This is a genomic window from Corynebacterium sp. (assembly GCF_030152825.1).
In the GTDB taxonomy this organism is placed as follows: domain Bacteria; phylum Actinomycetota; class Actinomycetes; order Mycobacteriales; family Mycobacteriaceae; genus Corynebacterium.
This window is the reverse complement of sequence record NZ_JASLIP010000015.1, coordinates 1-20,256: the sequence shown is the minus strand read 5'-3', so window position 1 is coordinate 20,256 and position 20,256 is coordinate 1. Positions and strand designations below refer to the sequence as shown.

Below are 20,256 nucleotides of genomic sequence, written 5' to 3'. Positions count from 1 at the left end.
ATCGCGGAGGCCACTGAGCTCGCTGCGGAGAAGTCGCTGGATGTCTCGTTCCAGCAGGCGGATATCCACCAGCTCCCCTTCGCGGACGCCACCTTCGACGTCGTCTTCTGCCACCAGGTCCTGCACCACGTCGCAGACCCGCAGGTCGTACTCCAGGAGTTCCGGCGCATCACGAAGCCCGGCGGGATCATCGCCGTCCGGGACGCCGACTTCGGCTCGATGACGTGGTTCCCACCCAACCCGGGGCTATCCCGCTGGCGCGCGACCTTCTCCGTCGGGCTGGCAACCCACGACGGCAACCCCGCCATGGGGCGCCAGCTGCCGCACACCTTCTACTCCACGGGGCTCACCGACCTCAGCGTGAGCGGCAGCCTCACCGCCTACGCCAGCGAGGCGGAGCGCGAGGCGCTGGCCGAGAAGTGGACGCGCCGCAGCATGTCGCCCCACTCCGCCCGCACCACCGCTGCCGCACTCGGCGAGGACTTCCCCGATACCGCTGTGACAGATGACGGCGAACTCGTGCCCAGCGAGCTCGGCGCGGTCACCCGCGAGGCTCTCACCCAGATCACCGAGGGTTGGGCCCAGTGGGCCGCCACCGGCGGCGCGGCATTCTTCATCCCGAACACCGAGGTCATCGCGCGCGTGCACTAGGGCTCACGCAGCGCTAGCGACCCTGAAACTTCGGCGCCCGACCCTCGCGCCGGGCTGTTCGAGCCTCTGCTGCATCCTCACTGGCCCAGGTGGCGGCGAAGAGTTCCTGAAGGCGGGCCCGGGTCCCCACCCGTGTGTCCCCGTCATCGCTCAGCGAGTTCAGCGTCGCCTTGGAGTGCTCCATCGATAGGGGCGCCTGGGCTGCGATCTTGGCGGCGAACTGCTCCGCGGTCGCGTCCGGCGGGTCGATGGCAAAACCCATGTCGCGGGCCTGCTCGGCGCTGAGGTGTGCCCCGCCGAGAAAAATATTGCGCGCCCATGCCCCACCCATAAGCTCCACGGCGCGGCTGTGCGTCCATTCGTCGAAGGCGAAGCCGTGGCGCGCCACGGGAACCCAGCACTCCCCCGCATCCTGGAAGACCCGCAGGTCGCAGGCCAGGATCAGCTGGCACCCCGCCCCGATCGCGGGCCCGTGGACGTCCGCGATGACCGGCACTGGTGCCTCCAACACGGCCTGCAGCATGCCCTCGACGGCCCTATCGAAGCCATCCTCATATACCCCGCCCCCGAGGTCGGCGCCAGCACAGAATACGGGACCCGTTCCCGTCAGGAGGATCGCCCGCGCGCCCGCAGCCACGAGCTCGCGCACGCCGTCCGCGATGGCGAGGCATTCTGCCGTGCGCAGCGCATTGCGCTTATCGGGCCGGTCGAGAGTAATCACCCCGACCTGGCGGTCACCATACGGCCCCTGCTCCTCGGAAAATCCTACGCGGACCAAAGCCTGGCCGGCGCCGGAATCATTGTTCTTCACGCCCTCAACTTAACCGCCCATGCCCCGCCGGCAGGGCGGTTTCGGTCGATCGCGGGAGAACTACTGCTTCTGCAGCGAGGTTCCCTCGTAGAAGGTATGCGGGTTCGGGCCGCGACGGCCTGCCTCGCCCTCCTCGATCGCAGTGATGCGCTGCATCTGGTCCTCAGTGAGCTGGAAGCCGAACACGTCCGCGTTGGTGCGGATGCGCTCCGGCTTGGAGCTGCGCGGGATCACCACGTCGCCGCGCTGAATGTGCCAGCGGATGATGACCTGGGCGACGGTCACCCCGTGGGCGTCCGCGATGGCCTGGAAGGCCGGGTTATCCAGGTTCTGGCCCTGCTTCAGCGGGGACCAGGACTCGGTCAGGATGCCGCGCTTGGCATTCTCAGCACGCAGCTCGTCCTGGTTGAAACCAGGGTGAACCTCGATCTGGTTCACAGCCGGGGTATCGCCGCTGGCCTGGGTCATCTTGTCCAGAACCTCTGGGTAGCTATTGCACACGCCGACGCTGGCGGTTTTGCCCTGGTCCCGCAGGGTCACCATGTCCCGGTAGGCGGTGGCGTACATTCCGATCTTCTCTACTGGCCAGTGGACCAGGTAAAGATCCACGTAGTCCAGGCCGAGGCGCTCCAGGGAGGCATCCAGGGCACCAGCGACACGGTCGTGGCTATCATTCCACAGCTTGGTGGTGACGAAGAGCTGCTCGCGGGTCACCTCGCCGGCATCGATGGCGTCCTGGATGGCGCGACCGACCTCCTCCTCGTTGCCGTAGACCGCGGCCGTGTCGATGTGGCGGTAGCCCGCAGCGATCGCGGCCCGCACCGCGTTGTAGCAGGTCTCGCCGGACAGCTGGAAAGTACCGAAGCCCAGCTGCGGGATCTGCCGACCGTCGTTCATGGTCAGCAGCGGGATGACGGAATTATTGTCCAGATTCTGAGTAATAGTTGGCATGCCTCCCTGTTTACCTTTTTCCACTCCACCCCGCCGTAGCCAGTCCGGTCGGTAAAATCCTTAGCGCACAGAAATGTCGCAGACATTCGCGCGTTTCTGCCCCTTAGAAAGCACCAACCGCCACCGACTTCAAGCAAAGGAACGGATGACAGGGACAGCGCTCCACATCGAGAAATTAAATAAATTCTACGGCGACCACCACGTACTGAAGGACATGAGCTTTTCCGTCCAACCGGGCGAGATCTACGGCTTCGTCGGCTCCAACGGTGCGGGAAAATCTACGACGATGCGCATCGCTCTGGGGGTCCTGGCAGCTGACTCGGGCGAGGTCCGGCTGGGCAACACCCCGATGAACGATGACCTGCGCCGCCGGATCGGCTACATGCCAGAGGAGCGCGGACTTTATAACAAGGAAAAGATCGCCGACCAGCTGAGCTTCTTCGGCCGCCTCCACGGCATGAACAAGTCCGCTGCCGCCAACGCCGCGCAGGATCTGCTGGAGCGCCTAGACCTTGGGGAACGCGCCCAGGACAAGCTGGAGGAGCTCTCCCTGGGCAACCAGCAGCGCGTCCAGCTGGCGGCCTCCCTCATCCACGACCCGGACGTCCTCATCCTGGACGAGCCCTTCTCCGGGCTGGATCCGGTCGCGGTGCAGGTCATGTCCGATATGCTCGTCGAGCGCGCCCAGCGTGGCGTGCCCGTACTCTTCAGCTCCCACCAGCTGGATCTAGTCCAGCGGCTCTGCGACCGCGTGGGCATCATCACCGCCGGCCAGATGCAGGCCGAGGGTGGCGTCCAGGAGTTGCGCGAGCGCGGCCCGGTCGTCTTCGAGATCGGCACCCCGGCGCGCGACTGGTACCCGGATTTCGCCACCTTCGTCGGCGAGGACGACGGAACCGTCCTGCTGCAGGTCGACCGCCAGGACCGTGACCAGGAGCTGTTGCGTGACGCGCTCGCGGCCGGTCCGGTGCACCACTTCCAGCGCCGCATCCCCGACCTGACCGACCTGTTCCAGGAGGTCATCCAGGGGGCGAAGCAGCAGGCCGCGGAAGAAAGCATGACCCGTGAGGGAGGCGCAGCATGAGTCACACCAGTTCAAACACGATCCGTACCGTCGCCGCCCGTGAGATCGCCGTCGCGGTGCGGAACAAGGGAATCATCTTCTCCCTGATCATCACGCTCATCCTCGCGATAGGAGGTATCGGAGTAGCCAGCTACTTCAACAACCGGGAGGACGACGCCCCGGCACTCGCGGTGGTGGGAATTTCAGCCGAGGATTTCAGGCAGGTGCAAGACAGTCTGGGAGACAACGTCGAAAAACTCTCCGTCGCCGATGCCACCAGCCGCGATGCCGCGGAGGCCGCGGTGAAGGAGGACATCGACGCAGCCCTGATCAAAACCGACGAGGGCTACGAGCTGCTCAGCGACGGGCAGCCCAAGAGCAGCATCCAGGCCACCGTCGCGGCCGTGACGAGCACGCTGACCCAGAACGAGGCCCTAGACAAGCTCGGCATCAACCCGCAGGAATTCGGCGAGGCGATGGGTGCCGCGAACGTGAAAACCACGGACATTAGCGAGGACCCCGTCGAAGAGCAGATGGGCGCCATCGTCACCGTCATGCTGGGGATGATGCTGATGACCTTCTTCATCATGCTCTTCGCCGGAAACATCGGCGGGCGCATCACCGAGGAGAAGTCCTCCCGCGTCGTGGAGATCATCCTGGCGAGCGTGCGACCGCTGGACTTCCTCGCGGGCAAGCTCATCGGAAACACCATCGTGGGCCTGGTAGCCACAGCTGTGATCGTGCTCGCTAGCGTGGCGGCACTGTCGATCTCCGGGCTGACCGATGGCTTCGAGTTCGACATGTCGGTGCTGCCGATGATCCTGGTGTCCTTCATCCTGGGCATGCTCTTCTTCGGCAGCCTTTACGCAGCTGCGGGGTCGATGGTTAGCCGCACCGAAGACCTACAGTCCACGCAGATGCCAATCCTGCTGTTCGTCTTCGGCATGATCTACGCCCCCGCATTCGGTTTCAGCGCGCTCGACAGCACCATCATGCAGGCGCTTGGCTGGCTCCCGCCGTTCAGCCTGGCCGTCGCCCCGCTGCAGTACGTGGCCGGACACATGAGCCTGGCTGCGGTACTCGCGGCCTATGCGCTCTGCGTGGTCGTGGTCATCGCTGTGCTGGCGCTCGTGGCGCGGATCTACCGCAATGCGATCCTGCATAACGGCAAGAAGATGAGCTGGATCGGCGCGCTGAAATAGCAGTTTCAACCACCTCTGGTGTCAGCCACTCACGTACCCGACCCCCGCACGGTTCCTTGCGAGCCAGGCGGGGGTTATTTGTATTAGGGCCGCCCGGCACGCCCCTTCCCTGACTACCCAACCCCACCCAATCCGAACTAAGGGTAGGCTTACCGGCATTATGCCGTAGCCCCAGAACACCATGGAACCCCTCGCGATCAGCGCCACCCGGCCCGCTTCATACGCTGATCACCAGCTGCTCGATACCCCAAGCGAGCGCGGTCATCGCATCATCCGCGCTGAGGTGTGCAGCATCAGCGCTCCGGCAAAGAATTTGCGCCGGATCGCCATCCAGTCCCCCGAACTAAATGGTTTCCAACTCTCGGGTCCCGATGAGTTCTTTGGCCTCCTTATGCCCCCGACCCCCGGCGCGCAGCTGCACCTTCCAGATCACGATGGTGGCATTAACATCCGCGCCAGGGTGGCGGCTATGTCGGAGGGGCGGCGCCCGAATCTGCGTTGGTATACCGTCCGAACACTTGATTCCGAACGTGGAATCCTCACTTTCGATGTGGTTACGCACGGCATGAGCAGCCCTGATGACGAGCACATCGGCCCCGGGCTTGCGTGGGCATTGAGCGCCCGCATCGGCGATGACGTCGCTTTGTGGACATGCCAGGGCCTGTGGCATCGTAAGCAGGCTTCCCAGAGCTTGATTGCTGACCCCTCAGCGGTACCTTCCCTCCGGGCCATCCTGGAGTACACGCAGACCTTCGCGCCCGAACAGTTACCCGAGTTGCACGTGATTGTGCTTGCTGAAAGCCAGCACGACCTGGAACCGCTGCTACGGGAACACTGGGAGGACAAGGTAGGCAGCCTAAAAGTTATTCTCTGCCCCACCACAGAGTTCAGCGGCGCCACCCTGTCGCACCTTCGCCAACTCGACGAGGCCAAGCACGCCGCCACCCGCGCGTCATATGTCTGGGTCGCGGGCGAAGGAGATCTCTGCAAAGAGGTACGGCACCACGCTATTCACTCGTGGGGTCTTAAGAGCGCCTCCGTGCAATGGTGCCCGTACTGGTTCATCGGCAGCGCTCGCCCTTAGCTCGGGTCAGATGACGCCAACCCAGAGCACCTAGCCACTGCCCTTAGCGGCGTGCGCTAGGAGGTCTGGGCGGGGCTATCGACGACTCCTCGTGGCACGATGATCGGCGCTGTGCCACGGGGGTCCTCCCACACCTCAGCGCGCAGGCCATAGGCCTCGTGGAGCACATCCTCCGTGAGCGCTTCCCGCGGTGTGCCCTGCGCGATTTTTTTCCCGTCCTTCATCACGATCATGGTGTCACTGAAGGCGCCAGCCAGGCTGAGGTCGTGCAGCACCGTCACAACTGTCTTGCCCTCCCGAGCAAGCTCACGCACGACCCCCAGGATCTCCATCGCATGCGCTGGGTCTAGGTAAGTCGTCGGCTCATCCAGCAACACGACTGGCGTATCCTGCGCCAGCACCATCGCCATCCAGACGCGCTGCCTCTGGCCGCCAGAGAGCGCCGCCACATCACGAGCGGCAAGGTGGTCAGTCGCTGTTTTCTCCAACGCTTCCCGCACCTTCTTCCGGTCCTCGGAGGGTGATTCGCTCCCACCCCACAACGCGCGCCGGTAGGGGTGCCTCCCACGCTCCACCAGCTCCCCTACCGTCAGCCCCGGCGGGCAGATCGGATGTTGCGGCAAGAGCGCGATGAGCCGAGCTGCCTCGCGAGCGCCCAAGCTGTGGACGTCCTTATCCCCGACGAGCACCCGCCCCTGGCTGGGAACGAGAAGCCTGGACAGCGCCTTGAGCAGGGTGGACTTGCCACAGCCATTGGGCCCCAGCAGCGTCGTGACCTGACCCGGCTGCGCTTTAAAAGAGACATCCTTAACGATGCTCCGGTCCTCGCTGTAGCCGGCCGTCACGTGCTCGACTCGCATACTCATTGGATCATTCCTTTCACAGTTCCGCGACGCGCGGCCAACCACACCAACCAAATCAGCGCAGGTCCGCCGATAATCGCGGTCACCAAACCCACAGGAGCAGTAAAGGGCAACGCACCTGCCACCACCGCGCACACGGCCATGAGCGCGGATCCCGCAACAGCCGAACACAACGAATGAGGTGTAGGGGTGCCGGCCACCAACTTGGCCAACTGAGGAGCCAGCAACGCGATAAATCCGATGGGGCCAACAAAGGAAACCACGACCGCAACGATGCCCGTCGCTGCGATAAGCAAGATCGAGCGCACCCGAGCGACATTCACGCCAAGGGTGGAAGCGGTGGCGTCGTCATGAGCAAAAAGCGGAAGATCGACAGCGACGACGAGCCCCAAGACCACGAAAGGCAGCATGCCCAACACCATGGGCAGCAACGCTTCGGTGCGTACGAAGCCGGTAGAACCAGCTAGCCACGTTTGGGCATCGGCAGCACGGGTCAGCTCCGCTTTGAGCAAAAGGTACTGCACCAAGGCCTGCGTCAGAAAAGAAAGCGCCAGGCCAATCAGCACCACGCGCTGTGAGGTGCCAAAGCCACCGAGCAGCATAAGCAGCGCGACAATCACCAGGGAGCCGATGAGGGCGAGCCCCGCACGCCACCAAAACGTCGGGATGCCCTCGCTCCATGCCGGTCGGGCAAGCACTGTGCCCGCAACAACAAGCACTGCTGCGCCCCCGGAAACGCCGAGAATATCGGGGCTGGCTAGCGGGTTGCGGGCCATGGCTTGAGTCCATGATCCGGCGAGCCCCAGGGCCGCGCCAACCACGACGGTGGCGATGGCGACGGGAAGGCGCAGATCCCACACAACGTTGATCGCTTGGCGCGTACCGCCACCGGTGAGAACATCAAGCACCTCAGCCGGGCTGAGCTTCACAGCCCCCTGCCCAAGAATGAGGAGATAACACAGCACCGTGGCGGCGGCGAAGCCTAATGTCGCCAGGAAGATACGCCTGGTGCGAGCGCGCTTGACTGCGTGCAATGCCGTCATCCCGCTCACACTGCCACCTCCGCGTCTTTCGAGCCCGAAATGCCTCTCCGGCGACGAACCGCCGCGACCATAATGGGCGCACAGCCGATAGCCAGAACAATCGACATCTCGAGTTCATTCGGCTGCAGCACGAAACGACCAACAATGTCTGCCAATAACGTGGCAGCGCCGCCTACCACCGCGGTTGGCACCAGCAAGCGCGTAAGCCCAGGGCCGGTGACAGGCCGCAGCAAATGCGGTACGGCAAAGCCCACGAAAGTAACAAGCCCCACGGTGGCTGTCGCCGAACCGGCAAGAATGACCACCGCAGCGGCGGCGAGCAGACGTGCTCGGGCGGGCGAGCCACCCAGGGAACGAGCCGCATCCTCGCCCATGGCCAGAAGGTCCAGTGGCCGTGCCGCTAACGCCGCGCACAGCGCCCCGAGGGCTAGGCCGACAGCAGCCAGCAGCACGTCATCCATACCGCGCCCTGCGGTGGAGCCGACGGTCCAGCGTCGCAGTCCCTCCAGGGTGTCGGAGGAATAGAGGCTCAGCATATTCGTGGCCGCTTGCAGGGTGAAGGTGACGCCGACACCTACGAGCACCAGCGTCAATGGGTCGCGGGAGACCCGGGAGATAAGCAGGACGACCAGCGCGGCAATGGCCGCACCGATAAGCCCTGCCACTGCCCGGTGCCCGACCGTCGTCGCCCATCCCACGGTGAGTGAGACGGCGACCGCGAATCCCGCGCCGGCGTTGACACCGATGATGCCGGGGTCCGCCAAGGGGTTGCGTGTCCAGCTCTGCGCAATCGCTCCCGCCATGGCGAGGGCTGCGCCCGCGAACACAGCCAAGAGAGTGCGGGGCACGCGCAGGTCCCAAATAATCCCTTCCTGCTCTGCGCCAGCGGTGGAATGTGGCGCGTGGTGCGGCCCGTGCAGGAGGATGCTGGTGACCTCCCCCATCGACAGGCTGCGGGCCCCTAGGTACAGGGAGGCAATCATCAAAAGCACCAGAAAAACCAGTGCGCCAAGCGTAACCGCGACAACGGACAGGGTACGCCTAGCTCCCGCACCCCCACGTAGGCGTTGTGCGGGAGAGGCGAGCGGTGAGAGCGCTTTAATCACAGAGCTTCTGCAGCTAGACCGCGTCGGAGAACTTCTCGACGGCCCACGGGATGGTCAGGGGGTTGGGCATGCTCATCGCGTTACCGACATTTTCCTCCATCCAGTACACCTTGCCCTCGCGAACTACCTCGAGCTTGCTGAAGGTTGGATCCTTCTTCAGAGTTTCTGCCGCCCCCTGGTAATCGAGCACAAAGAGGTGATCCACGTTGTTGAGCTCGTTGTAATTCTCGGGAGCGATGTCGCGGTAGAACTCACCGCCGTTGCCTTCCAGCTCCTTCGGAATGTCGAAGCCCAAGTTCTCGATGAACTGTCCTCGACCATCGCCGGAAGTGTATAGGCCAATCTTGCCGTCGTAGGGCATGACGATAGCTGCACGCTTGCCCTTGAGCTCAGGGTGCTGCTTTTGGAAATCCTCGAAAGCCTTCTGCGTCTCCTCGACGAGCTTGTCCCCCTCCTCCTTCTTATCCACAGCCCCCGCGATCTGGGTTACCTGGTCTCGCCACGGGATCTGCCAGTCCGTCGTCCCCTCTGGCTTGACGGTGGTTGGGGCAATGTCGTTGAGAGCCTTCTTCGCCTGCTCATCCACGGCGTTGTTCACAGCGATGATCTTGTCGGGATCGGCAGCCGAAATCTTTTCCAGAACTTCAGCAGTAAAGCCGGTACCGGTGCCGTAGACAGTTTCTGGCTTCTCGTCACCAAGCTTGTCAGTTGCCCATGGGCCAACGCCCGAGGCATCCACATCGCCCTCCGCACCCCACGGCGCTACCAGGACAGGCTGGATTCCGAGAGCGAGCAGTGTATCGGCGTCCCCGAGACCAACTGCCGCGATCCGCTCATTGCCTGCCCCTTCCCCTTCTGAGGCCTGCTCTTCCCCTCGCGCGCAACCGGTGAGAACGAGGGCGGATACAGCCAGGGCTGCTGTGGTCTTGATAGCCGAGCGGCGGCTCAGATTCTTCTTCAGGAACATGTCGGCCTTAAAGTGTGAGATTTTATGACGTATCGGCTGCCAAGAGACTGAACGGTATAAGCGACCCAAAAGATCCGGAAAAAATACTCCGGAAGGCCACGAACACAGCATGTCACTCAACAACCCCAGCCATAATACCAAGGGTAGCCTAACCATACAATGCCTACCCTTGCCTGATGATCGCGAAGACCAAAAAACTAGATCAGCTTCAACCCCAGGGACCAGCACCGAGACCCACCGCGGCACATACACAGAACAACCCCCGCTTGGACCCTCGAGAACCAGGCGGGGGTTGCGTGCGCTGTAGCTAGCCAGCGTCGCTTTAGGGGGGGGTGACGCTGTGCTAGTTACTTCGCATCGATGAGATCGATGACGAAGACCAACGTACGGCCCGCGAGGGGGTGCGGGGTACCGGCCGGGCCATAAGCCAGCGCCGGCGGGATCGTCAGCTTCCGGCGGCCACCCGCCTTCATGCCCGGGATGCCCTCCTGCCAACCAGCGATCAGGCCCGAGAGCGGGAACTGGATCGACTCACCGCGGTCCCAGGAGGAATCGAACTCCTGGCCGGTCTCGAAGTCCACGCCCACGTAGTGCACCTCCACCATGCCGCCCGGCACGGCCTCAGCACCGTCGCCGACCACCAGGTCCTCGATCACGAGCTCCTCAGGCGCCGAGCCAGCCCCGGCGTCAATCTGCGGCTTCGACATTCTTTGCCACTCTCCTCACACCGGCCATCACAAACCGGCAAGTTTTATTCTCATAAAACACCCCGCCCCTGCCCATGTGCAGGAGGCGGGGTGTCACAGCGCCGACTGTACGTAGCCGACGTAGCTGACGCGAACCACGTTCTCACGCGGCCCGGCTAGCAGCAATTAGCGGTTGAGCTTGCGCTCGCCCTGGCCGGTGTAGATCTGACGCGGGCGGTTGATGCGCGCGGTCGGGTCGTTGACCTGCTCCAGGTAGTGAGCGATCCAGCCCGGCAGACGGCCGATTGCGAACAGGACCGTGAAGAAGTCGGTCGGGAAGCCCATCGCGCGGTAGATCAGGCCGGTGTAGAAGTCGACGTTCGGGTACAGCTTGCGCTCGATAAAGTAGTCATCGTTCAGCGCAATGTCCTCCAGCTTCATAGCCAGGTCCAGGAGGTGGTCACCGCCCAGGTGATCCAGGATCTGGTGAGCGGACTCCTTCACGATTGCCGCGCGCGGGTCGTAGTTCTTGTAGACGCGGTGGCCGAAGCCCATCAGCTTCACGCCGTCTTCCTTGTTCTTGACCTTGGTCATGAACTCGTCGGCGTTGTCGCCGTTCGCGTGGATGTCCTCGAGCATCTCCAGAACGGCCTGGTTAGCACCACCGTGCAGCGGACCAGACAGCGCGTTGATGCCACCGGCGACAGAAGCGAACATGTTGGCGTCGGAAGAACCGACCATGCGGACCGTGGAGGTGGAGCAGTTCTGCTCGTGGTCAGCGTGCAGGATCAGCAGCTTATCGAGCGCGTCGACGACGACCGGGTCAACCTCGTAAGGCTCGGTCGGGTAGCCGAACATGCTGCGCAGGAAGTTCTCGCGAGCGTTCAGGGAATTGTCCGGGTACATGTACGGCTTACCCTGGGCTGCGCGGTAAGCGTAGGCGGCCAGCATCGGGACCTTCGCCATGAGGCGGTAGGTGTTCAGCTGCTGCTTCTCCGGGTCACGCGGATCCAGATCGTCCTGGTAGTAGGTGGACAGAATGTTCACGGAGGATGCCAGCACGCTCATCGGGTGAGCGTCGCGCGGGAAGACGCGGAATGCGGCCTTGAAGTCCTCGTCCAGGAGGGTGTGGCGGCGGATGCGCTCGGAGAACTCCTCGAGCTCATCCTGGTTCGGCAGCTCGCCGTTGATCAACAGGTAGGAGACCTCGTTGAAGGTGGCATTGTTAGCCAGGTCAGCGATGTCGTAACCGCGGTAACGCAGAATGCCGTTTGCGCCGTCGATGTAGGTGATCTCGGACTTGGTGGAGCCCGTGTTCACATAGCCAGGGTCCAGGGTGGTCAGACCGGTTTCGGCCAGCATCTTGCCAAGCGCGACGCCGTCGTTACCCTCGGTCGCCTTGACGATGTCCATCTCGTACTCTCCACCTGGGTAGTGGAGAACGGCCTTGTCCTGATTATCGGTAGCCAATTGCCATCCCTTTCTAAAAGTTCACGTGCGATATCTCCACACGCGGAGTACGTCCGTAGCTAACAGTGTATAGCGCTTGTGGCTCGTCTCGCGGCGTACACCTTGAAACTTTGCGTGCTGCGCCCGCATTAGCGGGCACCGAGCCGCCAGGCGACTCTAGTGAAGTTCCCTGCCGCTGCCGTTCCACAGCGCCGTGGGGATACCCCAGCATTCTACGTCATATGTGAGCTACGCGACATTCTTGGGGAGCGCCGCCTCTACCCCCCAGCGGATGGCGGCACCCAGAACGCCGCCCGCTAAAATGAGAACTGAACCACAAAGCCCACCGCCTCACGCGGCCACGCAGTGAGGACAGTTAGGACAGCAAGGAAGGTCCGAATCTATGGCAACCCCAAACAACGAACTGCCAACTCTGCCCCAGGAACTCATCCCCGGAGACGGCCGCTTCGGCTGCGGCCCGTCCAAGGTTCGCCCAGCTCAGCTGCAGGCCATCTCCGATAGCGCAGCCATCATGGGCACCTCCCACCGCCAGGCTGGGGTCAAGGACGTCGTCGGCAGCGTCCGCGAGGGCCTGAGCGAACTGTTCAGCCTCCCTGAGGGCCACGAGATCGTGCTTTCCCTCGGTGGCGCAACCGCATTCTGGGACGCCGCTAGCTTCAGCCTGATCCGCAACAAGTCCGCCCACCTCACCTACGGCGAGTTCTCCGGCAAGTTCGCCACCGTCTCCAAGAAGGCGCCGTGGCTCGACGCCCCGGAGATCGTCGAGGCAGAGCCGGGCACCGCACCGTCCCCGTCCCAGCTGGATAACGCGGACGCTGACGTCGTCGCGTGGGCTCACAACGAGACCTCCACCGGCGCGATGGTGGACGTCACCCGCCCGGCCGGCGACGCGCTCGTCCTGATCGACGCCACCTCCGGTGCTGGTGGTCTTCCGGTGGACATCGCCCAGACTGACGCTTACTACTTCTCCCCGCAGAAGTGCTTCGCCTCCGACGGTGGCCTGTGGCTCGCCGCCTTCTCCCCTGCCGCGATCGAGCGCGTCGAAGAGATCGCCGCAACCGACCGCTACATCCCGGCCTTCCTGGACCTGAAGACCGCCGTTGATAACTCCCGCAAGAACCAGACGTACAATACCCCGGCCGTCGGCACCCTGGTGATGCTCGACAACCAGGTGCAGTGGATGAATGAGAACGGCGGCCTGGACGGCATGGTCAAGCGCACCACCGAGTCCTCCAGCCACCTGTACTCCTGGGCTGAGAACCGCGACGGCGCCAACCCATTCGTCACCCCGGCGTCCGCCCGCTCCCTGGTCGTGGGCACCATCGACTTCGACGAGTCCATCGACGCCGCACAGATCGCCAAGATCCTGCGCGCCAACGGCATCCTGGACACCGAGCCGTACCGCAAGCTGGGCCGCAACCAGCTGCGCATCGGCATGTTCCCGGCCATCGACCCGGAGGACATCAAGAAGCTGACCGCCGCGATCGACTGGATCCTCGATAACGGCCACGCCGCGAAGTAACTGATCCAGCGGGGCTGGTTTCTAGCCCCTCCCCTGCGCCGGCCGCGCGCCCGAGAACCATCCGGGCCCGGCCGGCGCCGACGTACCTGCCCGGGGTTCGTTACCCAACAAGCACTGTGACTGCGGCACACCGGCAGGCAATCTTCGTTAAAGTTGAAAAGAGTGATTTTTAGGCGTGAGGAGGCCCCAATGAGGGAACTGAAACTGGTAACGACTGACAGCGATGCTCAGTCGCTGGTTTTCGTACCCGCCGAGGCACCGGCGGGGGCTGAACCTGCCGAAGAGTTCTTCCTCGCGGTCACCGACGAGCTCCGCGAGCTGCTGGCCGCGGCCGAGCAGGCTGCGGACGCTGCCGGGGTTCCGGAGGCAGACACCGAGGGCGCTGGCGCCGAATCATCGGATGCTTCGGAGGACGATGCCGGTTCCGGCACTTCTGGTGACGGGCTGGCTGCCGCGTTCTCCGAGCTGCGGGAGAACGAGTCCCGTGCCCGTGCCGAGCGCGAACGCGCCCGCCAAACCGAGCAGGAGTCCGCAGACGAGGAACGCGTCCGCAAGGGCTTCGGGACCAAGGCGGGCAGCGGGCGGCCACACCGGACCCGCATCGCGCTGAGCCCCCGCATCATCCAGGATCGGGTCCGCCACGGCGCCAGCATCGCGGAGCTCGCCGAGGAAGCAGACACGGACGAATCCCGCATCGAGCCTTATGCGTGGCCCATCCTGCAGGAGCGCTCCCGCATCGCGGAACTGGCCCGATCGGCTCGTCCGGCCACGAGCGAGGGCACGTCCGAGCACCCGCTGTGGGAGGCACTGGCCACTGCCTTCGCTGCGCGCGAGGAGAACGTCGCCGATACCCAGTGGGATGCTCACCAGGATCAGTCCCGGCAGTGGGTCGTGACCATCAGCTGGGCGAAGGCTGCGGCGGGGCAGACCAACACGCACTCCGCTGAGTTCCTCTTCGAGCCCTCCGCCACCGGCGACCACAACCTGGTCCACCCGCTGGACTCCGTGGCCCGCGACCTCGTGGATCCGCGATTCTCCCAGCCGGTGCGCAGCGTGACCCCGCTGCACCCGGTGGACAACGCCGAAGGCGGTGGTGGCCACCCGGCCGCTGGTGCCCACGACCTGTTCGCCAACACCCAGGGCGGCACGACCCCCGAGCGCGAGGAGGATCAGCGTGCACCGGAGCAAGGCAACGCACCGACCAGCGGCGAGGCCGCTGAGTCCGGCGCCGAGCAGGGCGAGGATTTCCTCCTGCATCCGACCGGGGAGCAGGGCAAGAAGCGCCGCCGCAAGGCCGTCACCCCGCACTGGGAGGACGTCCTGCTGGGCGTGCGCACCAATCCGAAGAAGAAGCGCTAAAGCACACCGTCGATAGGGTTAAGCCATGGCCGAAGACACCGCGAACCCCAACCAGGGTGCCGTCATCACCCAGCCACACACGCTGGTCACCTTGTGGTTCGTTAACGCGGCGGATCCCCGCAGCGTGTTGGACGCCGAGCCCGCCCCCGACCGTGGCTTCGCGCGCAAGTACCTCGCCCAGGTCAACCCGGCCTGGCCGCTCACACACATCGGGGACTTCGACATGACGCGCAGCACCTCACCCGATGTCCATGAGTTCTACATCGGCGCATTCCCCGACGTCTCGGTCGTGCAGACAATCATGCCGGGCCTACTGCGCCTCTCCGAGATCCCGGAGAGCTACCGCAACCTCGTCGCTGCCGCGGACGTATACGCCACGGCCTACGTGCCCGAGGATGCCGGCGAATCCGAGGACTCCCAGACCTACGCTGGTCTGGGCGGATTCGCCCACTGGTCCGGCGGCACCCTCAAGCGGGCGTTCAGCGCCACCCGGGAGAACATCCTGGAAGACGTGGGCCTTCCCATGCCCTTCGAGATGCCCTTCTGGGAGGGCAACGCCGAAGCCACGGGCATACAGCTGCCGTTTATCCCCCACGAGATCGCCGCGGCCGCCGCCGAGGAGTGGCTGGGATTCCGCACCGACGGCTCGGGCCCCAGCATCCACATCAGCGCCTTCGCTACCGACGGTCGCCCAGAAACGAAGTCGCGGGCCACCGATCCTGCCCGCCATAGCGGGGCGCGTTCGCAGTCCGCCGAGGACTCCGGACTGTCCGGCACAGACGACGGCGCCAGCTACGACGATTACACCCCGGGTGGCACGTCGAATACTGAGGTCAAGCCGGCAGCCGAGCTCGCGAAGGACGTCGCCGCCGCCACCGGTAGGCTCGCCGTGCGCGGTGCCAAGCAGGCCTGGGGCGGCCGCTATGGGATCAAGAACATGGGCCGCAAGCTCCGCGACGAGGCCCAGCGTCTGGCGCGCAATAGCGGGCGGAACTAACGCACGCGTCGGCCTGTCTCAGGCACCGCCACTGCCCCCCCCTAGTAACGGCTGGCGTAGAAGCCGATGGCGGCGGCCGTCGCCACGTTCAGCGAGTCCGTCCCCGGCATCATCGGAATCTTCGCCCGCACATCGGCCGCGCGCATCGCGTGCTCAGTCAAACCCGGACCTTCAGCACCAACCATGATCGCGATGCGCGCCCCCTCCCCCTGCTCGCGGCGCACCGCGTGCACCGCGTCCGCCAAACTCAGCTCCGTGTCCGGGGTCATCGCGATAATCTGAAAACCCGCCTCACGAACCGCACCCAGGCCGTGCTGCCAGTTCGTCGTCTTACCCGAAAACCGCGCCCACGGCACGCGCAACACGTGCCCCATGCTCACGCGCACCGCGCGGCGATAGAGCGGGTCGGCCGTTGCTGCACCAAAGAGCACCGCATCGACCCCCAGGCCCGCGGCATTGCGGAAGAGCGCACCAATATTCTCGTGGTCCCCCACGCCCTCCAGGATGGCAATCACGCTCGGCCCTGCGGGAATATCCGCCAGGACCTCCGGGACCGTGCGTTCCGGGATGCGATCTGCCGCGGCTACGAGTCCGCGGTGCATGTCGAAGCCCGCAACCTCCCGCAGCACGTCGCGGGAGACCTGGTAGACCACTGGCCCGCCGGCGGGCTGGGCGGCCGAGCAGGTGACGTCCTGAAGAACGGAGAGCTTGCCCTCGAAACCGACCACCGACCGCACCGGGTACCCCGAGGCCAACAGTCGTGGCACGACCAGCGAGCCCTCCGCGATGACCAGCCCCTTGCCGCCCGGCAGGTCGGGCCGGGAATCCGAGGAATTGAGGTCCCGGAAATCGTCCAGCCGCGGGTCTGCCGGGTCGGTGATGGCGATCGGGGCCAGGTGCACTAGTTAATCGCCCCCAGGATCGGGTCCACGGCGAAGTACACGACGAACAGGGCAGCCACGACGTACAGCAGCGGGTGGACCTTCTTCGCGCGGCCCGCGAGCACGGACATCACCACGTAAGTCACGAAGCCCACGCCGATGCCGTTGGCGATGGAGTAGGTAAACGGCATGACGACGATCGTCAGGAACGCCGGCAGCGCGATCGAGAAGTCGCTGAAGTTGATGTCCTTGACCTGCGACATCATCATCGCACCAACGATCACCAGCACGGGTGCTGCGGCCTCGATCGGGACGATCTCGTACAGCGGGGTGAGGCACATCGCGGCGAGGAACAGCAGGCCGGTGACGACGTTTGCCAGGCCGGTGCGGGCACCGTCAGCGATACCGGAGGCGGAGTCCACGAAGACGGTGTTGGAGGAGGCAGATGCCGCGCCACCGACGACCGCACCCGCGCCCTCGACGACCAGGGCGGTCTTCAGGTTCGGCAGGCGATCCTCGTCATCCATGAGATTCGCCTGCTTGCCGAGCGCCGTCATGGTGCCCATGGCGTCGAAGAAGTTCGCAAGCACCAGTGTGAACACCAGCAGGGAGGCCGCGAGCACGCCCACCCGGGAGAAAGCGCCAAGGAGGTCGACCGCACCCAGCAGGGAGAGGTCCGGCAGGCCGCCCACGGAGTCCGGCAGAGTCGGCACGGACAGGGACCAGCCCTTAGGGTTTGGCTCACCGTTCTCGAAAGACGCGCCCGACGGTGCGAGCGCCTCGATGACGACGGCAATGATGGTGTTGATGACAATGCCGATGAACAGGCCACCGCGGACCTTGCGGACCACGAGCCCGCCACAGATCAGCAGACCGAGGACGAAGACGAGGGTCGGCCAGGTAGCGATCGAGCCGTTGATACCCAGGCCGACCGGGACGGTGGTGCCAGCGGCATCCGGGACACGTCGGACGAAGCCGGAGTCCACCAGGCCGATCATGGCGATGAACAGGCCGATACCCACGCCGATCGCGGCCTTCAGGCTGGCCGGGATCGAGTTGAATACCGCCTCACGGAAGCCCGTGACGGCCAGGAGCACGATGATGATGCCGTCGATGACCACCAGCCCCATGGCCTCTGGCCAGCTCAGCCCCTCGGTAGCGACGAAGGTCACCGCGACCAGGGTATTAATGCCCAGGCCCGCGGCGATACCGAACGGGTACTTTGCGATCACACCAAAAGCAATGGTCATCACGCCGGCAGCGAAGGCCGTCACCGCAGCGACGCGGGAGGTGCCCAGGACGTCGCCGTTGACGTCCGCTCCCGTACCCAGGATCAGCGGGTTCAGGATGATGATGTAGGCCATCGCGAAGAACGTGACCACACCACCGCGGATCTCGTCGGGGATGGTGGAGCCACGCTCCGTGATGTGGAAGAAGCGATCCAACCCGCTACGGGCAGGCTGTTGCGATGGAGCCGAATCTGGTGAGGCGGCGGAGGTGGACATGGACGCGCAAAATCCCTTCGGACGCAGTGTTATTTCGCCTAAGAGATTCTCACTTCGGCCCAAGATTCTGCAACTAACGCCCTCGTTGCCTCGGGGGTGGCCGGGGCTGGTCGCGGGGCTCCGGTCAGAACTTGCGCGGAGCCCTACCCATGGGTGGCCGGGGATGCGGCAATAACCGCGATAGACGCTGCGCCGACCGCAGTGTCTTTAGATTCCGTCGTCGAAGGCGCCGTACTCGCGGCCACCGGTGGAGTCGAACTCCTCCTTCGTCTCCGAATGCGCGCCGCAGCCGTAGGTCGCGTGCACCACGCGTCCATCGGCGGAATATTCATTGGTGCACATGCCGAACTGAGTATCGGGATTATTGATCGGCAGGTAGAAAGCGCAGGTTTTGCAGCTCATTGCCGCCTTCTCCGCGAACTCGGAGTTCGGCCCGAAGTTGCCCTTACGCCACCGCTGCAGGGTCTCGGCCAGCCCCTTCGCGCTCAGCGCCTGTGGTGCCTTCTGGTTGCGGGGGAAGTTCTCCAGCTCAGCGCGCCGGTCCTTCGCCAGTTCATCCCAGGACGCCAGGCGCTCGTCGTCCTCCCGGGGCGGGAGGGTATCGCCGGGGCCCAGGTCCCCCGGGCGCACGCGGTCCTCGTAGGGAACCCACTCGGGCGCAAGTTCGGCCTTCGCCCCTGCCTGGAGGGCGACCTCGTTGACGGTGATCTCCTGGCTGCCCGGCACCGCGGCGAGCACTGCGATCCATTCCCAGTCCTTATATCCGGGGGTGAGGCTCGCGAAGCGGTGGATGGCCACGTGCCCGGAGTCCTGCCCCTGGCGCGGCGGAACCTTCACCCCAAGGTGCTCGCCCACCTCCCCCTCGGCTGCTTCGGTGATTACCTCCCGGGCGATCTCACGGGCCTCGGCGCTGAAGAGCAGCTGGTCGCGCTGTTTCTTGTGCTTAGTCATCTCCCCCATTATGCCCTGCACGCCACCGAGCGGGGCACAGCCGAGCGCCTGGGGCACAATGGAGGCCATGACCATTGCAGCTTTTGCCCGTTCTGCGCGCCGGTCTGTCCGGCTGACGATCGGTGCGGTACTCGCCGCTGGCCTGCTGACCGGCTGCGGTTCCGCGGACGACGAGGACGCCCAGGTCGCCGGGTCCGCCACGGCAGCGGAAGATGCCCGGCAGCCGGAGCAGCTCGAGGCCACCGTGATCGCCGAGCACCCGTGGGACGCCACCAGCTTCACCCAGGGCGTGGAGGTCGTGGACGAGGGGAAACTCCTGGTGGGTACGGGCCGCAACGGCGAATCCCGGATCTACCACAGCACCGTCGACGGCGAGCAGTCCAATAGCCACGACCTCGACCGCCGCTACTTCGGCGAAGGAATCACGCGCCACGTCGATAAGGACGGCCACGCCACCGTCTGGCAACTGACCTGGAAGGAAAACACCGCATTCCGGCGGGACGCCGACACCCTCGGGGAAGTGGACCAGGCCCACTACGAGGGTGAGGGCTGGGGAATCTGCTCCACCGGAGAGCAGCTGGTGATGAGTGACGGCTCCGGCACGCTGACCTTCCGCGATCCAGAGAGTTTCGCCGCCACGGGCAGCGTGGACGTCACGCGTGGCGGCGAGCCCACCACCATGCTCAACGAGCTCGACTGCCGGGGTGACGAGGTCTGGGCCAACGTCTGGCAGAGCAACGAGATCTACCGCATCGATCCCACCACTGGTGAGGTCACCGGGGTCGTGGACATGACGGGGCTGGTGCCCAGCGCTCGGCAGGCCGGGGTCGACGTCCTCAACGGCATCGCCCACGTGCCGGGAACCGACCGCTTCTACCTGACCGGGAAGCTGTGGCACACGATGTACGAGGTCACCTTCGAGCCCGCGTAGGAGCTACGCGCCAACGCTCCCCCCCTCCCTCAAGGTGTTCTCCGATCGCACGCTGCGGGGGTGCGCCCGGCAGGGGCAGCCACTGCGACTTTGCGTCGGCGCAAGTTAGCATGAGTAGCCGTGAACTCTTCTAACTCTCAACCGCGCCCCGAGGACACCGAGCAGTTCCTCAAGCGAGCCAACGCAAGCAAGCCGACCCCGGCGGAGGGCGCA

19 protein-coding genes are annotated in these 20,256 nt (G+C 64.8%); 8 read left to right on the top strand and 11 right to left on the bottom strand.

Translation table 11 applies throughout. The features are described 5' to 3' along the window. A partial coding sequence (locus Q1V78_RS02470; RefSeq protein WP_300611257.1) for a methyltransferase domain-containing protein occupies window positions 1–651 on the top strand: 651 nt, incomplete at its 5' end. Window positions 652–664: 13 nt separating this feature from the next. Here Q1V78_RS02470 and Q1V78_RS02465 read toward each other — a convergent pair. After that, complete coding sequence (locus Q1V78_RS02465) at window positions 665–1,462, bottom strand: enoyl-CoA hydratase (protein WP_300611255.1); 798 nt, start codon at window positions 1,460–1,462, stop codon at window positions 665–667. Between the two features lie 60 nt (window positions 1,463–1,522). Beyond that, window positions 1,523–2,413 (bottom strand): aldo/keto reductase, encoded by an 891-nt coding sequence (locus tag Q1V78_RS02460; protein WP_300611253.1) that lies wholly within the window; start codon window positions 2,411–2,413, stop codon window positions 1,523–1,525. Window positions 2,414–2,558: 145 nt separating this feature from the next. Between Q1V78_RS02460 and Q1V78_RS02455 the strand changes: the two genes are divergently transcribed. From Q1V78_RS02455 to Q1V78_RS02445, 3 genes are all read left to right on the top strand, one after another. Beyond that, complete coding sequence (locus tag Q1V78_RS02455; RefSeq protein WP_300611251.1) at window positions 2,559–3,497, top strand: ABC transporter ATP-binding protein; 939 nt, start codon at window positions 2,559–2,561, stop codon at window positions 3,495–3,497. Next, complete coding sequence (locus tag Q1V78_RS02450) at window positions 3,494–4,678, top strand: ABC transporter permease (RefSeq protein ID WP_300611249.1); 1,185 nt, start codon at window positions 3,494–3,496, stop codon at window positions 4,676–4,678. The genes Q1V78_RS02455 and Q1V78_RS02450 overlap by 4 nt, the downstream gene beginning before the upstream one ends. A gap of 181 nt (window positions 4,679–4,859) precedes the next feature. Then, window positions 4,860–5,762, top strand: a complete 903-nt coding sequence (locus Q1V78_RS02445; protein ID WP_300611246.1) for a siderophore-interacting protein — start codon at window positions 4,860–4,862, stop codon at window positions 5,760–5,762. 56 nt (window positions 5,763–5,818) lie between these two features. Here the strand turns inward: Q1V78_RS02445 and Q1V78_RS02440 are convergent, their stop codons facing one another. From Q1V78_RS02440 to Q1V78_RS02415, 6 genes are all read right to left on the bottom strand, one after another. Continuing rightward, entirely contained in the window at window positions 5,819–6,628 is an 810-nt protein-coding gene (locus Q1V78_RS02440) for an ABC transporter ATP-binding protein (RefSeq protein WP_300611244.1), read from the bottom strand. Beyond that, the gene (locus tag Q1V78_RS02435; protein WP_300611261.1) at window positions 6,625–7,668 is read right to left on the bottom strand and encodes an iron chelate uptake ABC transporter family permease subunit; all 1,044 of its coding nucleotides are present in this window, start codon (window positions 7,666–7,668) and stop codon (window positions 6,625–6,627) included. Before Q1V78_RS02435 ends, Q1V78_RS02440 begins: the two co-directional genes overlap by 4 nt. Window positions 7,669–7,673: 5 nt before the next feature. After that, window positions 7,674–8,651 carry an iron ABC transporter permease gene (locus Q1V78_RS02430; RefSeq protein WP_300611241.1) on the bottom strand — a complete coding sequence of 326 codons (978 nt, stop codon included), beginning with the start codon at window positions 8,649–8,651 and terminating at the stop codon, window positions 7,674–7,676. A gap of 136 nt (window positions 8,652–8,787) precedes the next feature. Further along, the gene (locus Q1V78_RS02425) at window positions 8,788–9,741 is read right to left on the bottom strand and encodes an iron-siderophore ABC transporter substrate-binding protein (RefSeq protein ID WP_300611238.1); all 954 of its coding nucleotides are present in this window, start codon (window positions 9,739–9,741) and stop codon (window positions 8,788–8,790) included. Window positions 9,742–10,088: 347 nt separating this feature from the next. Next, window positions 10,089–10,448, bottom strand: coding sequence for an FKBP-type peptidyl-prolyl cis-trans isomerase (locus tag Q1V78_RS02420; RefSeq protein WP_300611235.1), 360 nt, complete (start codon window positions 10,446–10,448; stop codon window positions 10,089–10,091). 165 nt (window positions 10,449–10,613) lie between these two features. Then, the gene (locus tag Q1V78_RS02415; RefSeq protein ID WP_300611232.1) at window positions 10,614–11,897 is read right to left on the bottom strand and encodes a citrate synthase; all 1,284 of its coding nucleotides are present in this window, start codon (window positions 11,895–11,897) and stop codon (window positions 10,614–10,616) included. A gap of 382 nt (window positions 11,898–12,279) precedes the next feature. Here Q1V78_RS02415 and serC point away from each other — a divergent pair, with 382 nt between their 5' ends. From serC to Q1V78_RS02400, 3 genes are all read left to right on the top strand, one after another. Further along, window positions 12,280–13,419: a phosphoserine transaminase gene (serC, locus tag Q1V78_RS02410; protein WP_300611229.1), complete on the top strand. Its 1,140-nt coding sequence runs from the start codon at window positions 12,280–12,282 to the stop codon at window positions 13,417–13,419. Window positions 13,420–13,608: 189 nt separating this feature from the next. After that, window positions 13,609–14,778 (top strand): septation protein SepH, encoded by a 1,170-nt coding sequence (gene sepH, locus Q1V78_RS02405; protein WP_300611226.1) that lies wholly within the window; start codon window positions 13,609–13,611, stop codon window positions 14,776–14,778. A 25-nt stretch (window positions 14,779–14,803) separates the two neighbouring features. After that, on the top strand, window positions 14,804–15,775 hold the full coding sequence (locus tag Q1V78_RS02400) for a hypothetical protein (protein ID WP_300611223.1): 972 nt from the start codon (window positions 14,804–14,806) through the stop codon (window positions 15,773–15,775). A gap of 41 nt (window positions 15,776–15,816) precedes the next feature. Here the strand turns inward: Q1V78_RS02400 and Q1V78_RS02395 are convergent, their stop codons facing one another. From Q1V78_RS02395 to Q1V78_RS02385, 3 genes are all read right to left on the bottom strand, one after another. Further along, window positions 15,817–16,677, bottom strand: a complete 861-nt coding sequence (locus Q1V78_RS02395; protein WP_300611220.1) for an RNA methyltransferase — start codon at window positions 16,675–16,677, stop codon at window positions 15,817–15,819. Beyond that, window positions 16,677–18,161, bottom strand: a complete 1,485-nt coding sequence (locus Q1V78_RS02390; RefSeq protein WP_300611217.1) for an NCS2 family permease — start codon at window positions 18,159–18,161, stop codon at window positions 16,677–16,679. The genes Q1V78_RS02395 and Q1V78_RS02390 overlap by 1 nt, the downstream gene beginning before the upstream one ends. 207 nt (window positions 18,162–18,368) lie before the next feature. Then, window positions 18,369–19,112, bottom strand: coding sequence for a DUF3027 domain-containing protein (locus tag Q1V78_RS02385; protein WP_246821129.1), 744 nt, complete (start codon window positions 19,110–19,112; stop codon window positions 18,369–18,371). Window positions 19,113–19,170: 58 nt separating this feature from the next. Here Q1V78_RS02385 and Q1V78_RS02380 point away from each other — a divergent pair, with 58 nt between their 5' ends. Continuing rightward, complete coding sequence (locus Q1V78_RS02380; protein ID WP_300611259.1) at window positions 19,171–20,043, top strand: glutaminyl-peptide cyclotransferase; 873 nt, start codon at window positions 19,171–19,173, stop codon at window positions 20,041–20,043. The last annotated feature ends 213 nt before the right edge of the window (window positions 20,044–20,256 follow it).

Coding starts and splice junctions, on each gene's coding strand:
- Q1V78_RS02435 (WP_300611261.1), bottom strand. CDS start 7,668: ATGACGGCATTGCACGCAGTCAAGCGCGCTCGCACCAGGCGTATCTTC.
- Q1V78_RS02430 (WP_300611241.1), bottom strand. CDS start 8,651: ATGATTGCCTCCCTGTACCTAGGGGCCCGCAGCCTGTCGATGGGGGAG.
- sepH (WP_300611226.1), top strand. CDS start 13,609: ATGAGGGAACTGAAACTGGTAACGACTGACAGCGATGCTCAGTCGCTG.
- serC (WP_300611229.1), top strand. CDS start 12,280: ATGGCAACCCCAAACAACGAACTGCCAACTCTGCCCCAGGAACTCATC.
- Q1V78_RS02440 (WP_300611244.1), bottom strand. CDS start 6,628: ATGAGTATGCGAGTCGAGCACGTGACGGCCGGCTACAGCGAGGACCGG.
- Q1V78_RS02385 (WP_246821129.1), bottom strand. CDS start 19,112: ATGACTAAGCACAAGAAACAGCGCGACCAGCTGCTCTTCAGCGCCGAG.
- Q1V78_RS02445 (WP_300611246.1), top strand. CDS start 4,860: ATGGAACCCCTCGCGATCAGCGCCACCCGGCCCGCTTCATACGCTGAT.
- Q1V78_RS02455 (WP_300611251.1), top strand. CDS start 2,559: ATGACAGGGACAGCGCTCCACATCGAGAAATTAAATAAATTCTACGGC.
- Q1V78_RS02380 (WP_300611259.1), top strand. CDS start 19,171: ATGGAGGCCATGACCATTGCAGCTTTTGCCCGTTCTGCGCGCCGGTCT.
- Q1V78_RS02460 (WP_300611253.1), bottom strand. CDS start 2,413: ATGCCAACTATTACTCAGAATCTGGACAATAATTCCGTCATCCCGCTG.
- Q1V78_RS02450 (WP_300611249.1), top strand. CDS start 3,494: ATGAGTCACACCAGTTCAAACACGATCCGTACCGTCGCCGCCCGTGAG.
- Q1V78_RS02390 (WP_300611217.1), bottom strand. CDS start 18,161: ATGTCCACCTCCGCCGCCTCACCAGATTCGGCTCCATCGCAACAGCCT.
- Q1V78_RS02425 (WP_300611238.1), bottom strand. CDS start 9,741: ATGTTCCTGAAGAAGAATCTGAGCCGCCGCTCGGCTATCAAGACCACA.
- Q1V78_RS02400 (WP_300611223.1), top strand. CDS start 14,804: ATGGCCGAAGACACCGCGAACCCCAACCAGGGTGCCGTCATCACCCAG.
- Q1V78_RS02420 (WP_300611235.1), bottom strand. CDS start 10,448: ATGTCGAAGCCGCAGATTGACGCCGGGGCTGGCTCGGCGCCTGAGGAG.